Annotated in this window: 4 protein-coding genes; 1 reads left to right on the top strand and 3 read right to left on the bottom strand. The window is 34.5% G+C overall.

The window, feature by feature from the left end:
- The coding region (locus tag LS81_RS10430) for a BspA family leucine-rich repeat surface protein (protein ID WP_138069934.1) at positions 1-876 on the top strand (876 nt) is incomplete at its 5' end.
- 88 nt (positions 877-964) lie between these two features.
- Here the strand turns inward: LS81_RS10430 and LS81_RS10425 are convergent.
- The 3 genes from LS81_RS10425 to LS81_RS10415 all read right to left on the bottom strand — a co-directional run.
- On the bottom strand, positions 965-2,215 hold the full coding sequence (locus tag LS81_RS10425) for a VWA-like domain-containing protein (RefSeq protein ID WP_052096433.1): 1,251 nt from the start codon (positions 2,213-2,215) through the stop codon (positions 965-967).
- A gap of 14 nt (positions 2,216-2,229) precedes the next feature.
- On the bottom strand, positions 2,230-3,300 hold the full coding sequence (locus LS81_RS10420; RefSeq protein WP_034344559.1) for an AAA family ATPase: 1,071 nt from the start codon (positions 3,298-3,300) through the stop codon (positions 2,230-2,232).
- A gap of 9 nt (positions 3,301-3,309) precedes the next feature.
- Positions 3,310-4,516: leucine-rich repeat domain-containing protein (locus LS81_RS10415; protein WP_138069933.1), on the bottom strand; the 1,207-nt coding region annotated here is incomplete at its 5' end.

Raw genomic sequence — 4,516 nt, 5'->3', positions numbered from 1 at the left:
AAACAAGAACTTTTAAAACTTATAAGAGATAACAATGTATATCTAGGTGATATTAATACAAGTAAGATTACTGATATGAGTGGATTATTTTGGGTGGTACCAAAGAATGAGTGTAAAGAAATTGCAGAACGGACAGAAAAGGTTAATGGTGAGCAAGTAAGAGCAAGGCTTGAGCGCAGTTATCAACTCTGTTTAGAAGTAAGTGTAGAAAAGAATGAATTAGAAGAGATTAGGAGAAAAGATTTTAGCGGTATTGAAAAATGGAATGTGAGTAATGTTACTGATATGGCTTGGATGTTTAGCGGAGCAGTATCTTTCAACCAACCATTAAATTCTTGGAATGTGAGCAAGGTTATTAGTATGGATTTTATGTTTGCTAATGCAACATCTTTCAGTCAACCCCTAGATTCTTGGAATGTAAGCAAGGTTACTGATATGATGGGGATGTTTGCTAGTGCAATATCTTTCAACCAATCCTTAAATAGCTGGAATGTTGGTAGTGTCAAGGACATGAGTTATATGTTTTCTGATGCACAATCTTTCAATCAACCTTTAGCTTCTTGGGATGTAAGCAATGTTACTCATATGGACTTTATGTTTTATGGTGCAGAATCTTTCAATCAACCATTAAATAGCTGGAATGTTGGTAGTGTCAAGGACATGCGTTCCATGTTTTCATTTGCATTATCCTTTAATCAGAATCTAGATTCTTGGAATGTAAGTAATGTTACTGATATGGCTTATATGTTTGCTGGTGCAATGTCTTTCAACCAATCTTTAGATTCTTGGAATGTAAGTAATGTTGAAGATATGAGTTTTATATTTAATTTTTCCCGAATGCAAAAAAATCCACCAAAATGGTATAAAGGAAATTAATACTTCACATGCACTATAGAATCTAACAACACAATAAAAAGGAGCAACATGCAAAAAGTGTTAAAAACAAATGTAAAAAACATGTAGTTTAAGTAAGATAAGTGCATTTGGAACCTTTTGGTAAAGGATTGTCTAAAAAATCACTATATTGCTCAAAATTTTCAAAAACAAAAAGTTTTGGGCGTGAATTCTTTGCATTTACAGGAGGTGCATATCCATCGCTAAAGATAATAAGCCCATCATATTCTTTATGTGCTTCATAATATTGTATCACAGGCTCAAAGTCAGTCCCACCACGCCCTTGCACTTTTACAATTTTTTGTGCCTTTTTTAAAGTTGTCATCTCGCCTTTTATCTCTGTATCAAACTGCAAGACATCAAGCCTTTCTATGCCGTATTTAAAAAATCTATTGATGATATAAAAGAATTTTTGCAAAGCTTCATCGCTAATAGATCCACTCACATCTACTGCAACTAATAGCTTTGTGCTAAACTCATAAGTGCTACCAAAATATGCAAAGCCATAGCGACGACTTGGCTTATTTCTCACAAGGCGGCGTTTGCTTGAGAGGATAGAATGCCTAAAGGCTCGTAAATACCTCCGATAATCCATCTTAGCCTTTAAAGAAAGCTCTAATAATCCTATAAAATCGCCCGGAATCGTGCCAAATGATTTTGCATTACGCAAAGCATTTTCTATAATAGATTTTATAAGTTCTGCTTGTGCTTCATCATCTTGCCAATTTTGCGTGCAAGATTTGGCAATTGCAGAGAGATTTAAATCCATAAGGCTCATAGATTCAAAGTCTTGAATATCTTGATTTTCAATATCTTGATTCTCATTTGTGCCATCGCTAGGACTTGCAGATTCAAAGCCTTGTAAATCTTGTTTTTCATCTGTATCCTCATCACCACTAATGCTTTCGCTCTCTTCTTTTGGTAAAATCTCTAAAAGCTTTCTATAATGCACTTCAAACGCACAATTCTTTTCTAGTTTAAAATGCTCTGGTTTTGGCAAATTAAGATAAAACTTGCAATTATCAGTGATTGTAATCGTGCTTGCAAGATAGAGTGCCACTCTATTTGCATTAATAGGCTGTCTTTGATAGGGGTGATTTAATGCTATGCGAAACACTTCTAGCTTTAAAAACTCTTCTAGTGCGTTTTGGCTTAAATCTTGGCATAATTCTTTATCATATTCTATTAAGCCCTTACCGCTTCGCATAGGGACTTCAAGACTAGATTCCTTAAATGTATGCGTGCAATAAATTTCAAACAAAAAGGGCTCATTTAAAAACCACGAATCGATAATTTTTTGAAATTTTTGTTTTAAATCCATTATTTTGCTTTCATTTATAGTGAGCTTACAAAGCCAATGATTTTTTGCTGTAAACTTGGAGTATGTATCATCACAAAACTCGCTACTTTAGGATAAGTTTGGCTTACAAAAAGATTGGTAAAATGCCCTAGCACTTCATTTGCCTTTTTCTTTTGTAAATAATCAAAATAAAGTTCAAAATTTTTAGCTATCTCTTGAGCCTCGCTCTCTTGGTAGTTTTTGTTTTCAATATAGCGGAAGAGCGAGTCATTGATTTTTGCAAAATCTGGCGTTTTGTATTTATCTAGCTTTTTTTGCACTTTAGCAAAATGCAATAAAATCTCACTTGCACTTATAAACTTATTGCCCTTATAAGTTTCTACAAACTTCACACCCGCCCTTATGCCTACAATACCACAAATTGCCTTTTTATAAATATCGCTACTTATATCCTCTACATCTTTAATAATGCTAGAAACTCTCACCCACGCCCTACGATCTGGGAATTTATCAAGCCCAAAATCTTCTATTTCTTCTTGTGTGTCAAGCAACTCTGGATTTTCTGTAATAAAAGCGATGATTCTAGAATCAATCTTGGCACTATCAGCCCATAAAAGCCACTCTTCTATGCTTGGAGCAAATTCATAAATATTAAAGCGACTTGTGAGTGCTGGATCAAGATCGCTTAGCTGGTATTCATCACCAAAATTCACCGCACTTATCACACGCGAACCTTTTGGGAGTGATCTACCCGCTAGGCGTTTATTAAGTGTTAAGTCCATAACGCTTTGTAAAATCTCTGGCCTTGCGCGATTAAGCTCATCTAAAAAAAGCACGATTGGCGTATCATCAAGCGGAAACCAAAAGGGTGGGATAAACTCTGTATGGGTGCTTTTTTCATTTTTATGCGGTAAGCCGATAAGATCGCCTGGATCACTCATCTGCCCCAAGAATAATATAACAACCTTTAATCCCTCTTTAGTAAAATAATCTTGAATGATTTGGGATTTACCAATGCCATGTTTGCCTACTAGCATGATATTTTGCTCACTTGGTGTGATTTCTAAAATCTTTTTTAACTCGGTTGTATTGATTTTTACTCCCATTGCTATCCTTTATTCTTGTATTTCTATATATTGTGTATTTAATTCTTCAGCCACTTGCTTTGCAACAGAATCTTTTGTGCCATAGATGACTTTCAAAGGGCATTCATAAAAAGACTTACTAGCCTTTTTTAGAGTTTCTACACTTGCAGGGATTGTGATACTCTCTAAACCAGCGTATTTAAACACTCCTTCTTCTATCTCTTTTAGCTTATTTGGCAATACCACACTCTTAAGCGATCTGCAAAATTCAAACGCAGCTTTACCTATGTGTGTAACGCTATTTGGCAATACCACATTCTTAAGCGAGTTGCAACAATAAAACGCTTCTTCACCTATGTGTGTAACGCTATTTGGAATATTGATTTGCTCTAAATCATAACAGCAGGAAAAAGCAGAGTTGCCTATGTAAGCAAGAGTGCTTGGAAGCTCAACTTCTCTAAGTCTGTTACAAAACTCAAAGGCGCTCTTTTCAATCCTTACTACGCCCTCGCTAATCTTAACATAGACTAAAGGTTTAATATTTCCAAGCGCCTCTTCTGGGATAGATTCTACATCTTGTGGGATTTGCACTCTAAGATCTTTTAGGTTTGATGATAAAAATGCTTTCTCTAGTTTTGAAAATTTCACATAAGGGATACAATGATTTAGTGCAAAAGCCCTACTATGGCGTATATTTTTATTCTTTTTAGTGAAATTTTGCAAACTTTCAAAAGTGCTTTCTTTATCTACTATAAGCTTTACAAAGCTTTCAAACTCTTCTTTAAAGGTAGGATTTTTGATTTTTATCGTGGCTAGAAACTTTGTGCGTTGTTGAAATTGCAAAATACAAACGATTTTTTCCTGATCGCATTTTTTAGTTTCTATATTGCATTCTACCCCATAATTTTTAGCAATCTCTTGTAAAATGGATTCAAAGCTCACACTCATAATTTCAGCTACTTTTTCTTTTTTAGCCTTGTTGAACATATAGCCTTTTAAATGTGCGCTTATAGATTCATTAACCCCTTTTGAATAGCATTCTCTCTCACTAATTCTATAATTTTTATTTTCAAAAGCTACTTTTGAAAGATTTGGATTTTTAAAAATATCTTCTGGGATTGCGGTGATATACTCTGGGAATGTAATGCCCTCACTTGCGTTTGTAATAGCAATAACAGACTTCCTTTTTTTCTTATTATAAAGCACATTATTTTCATAGCCAAAATACTCGTGGTTT

The organism is Helicobacter trogontum, assembly GCF_000765905.2.
GTDB lineage: Bacteria > Campylobacterota > Campylobacteria > Campylobacterales > Helicobacteraceae > Helicobacter_A > Helicobacter_A trogontum.
Note: the sequence above shows the minus strand (reverse complement) of the source record. Positions and strands in the feature narration are given on the sequence as shown.

Bases quoted from the DNA above. Each gene is read 5' to 3' on its own strand.
- LS81_RS10425 (WP_052096433.1), bottom strand. From the start codon at position 2,215: ATGGATTTAAAACAAAAATTTCAAAAAATTATCGATTCGTGGTTTTTA.
- LS81_RS10420 (WP_034344559.1), bottom strand. From the start codon at position 3,300: ATGGGAGTAAAAATCAATACAACCGAGTTAAAAAAGATTTTAGAAATC.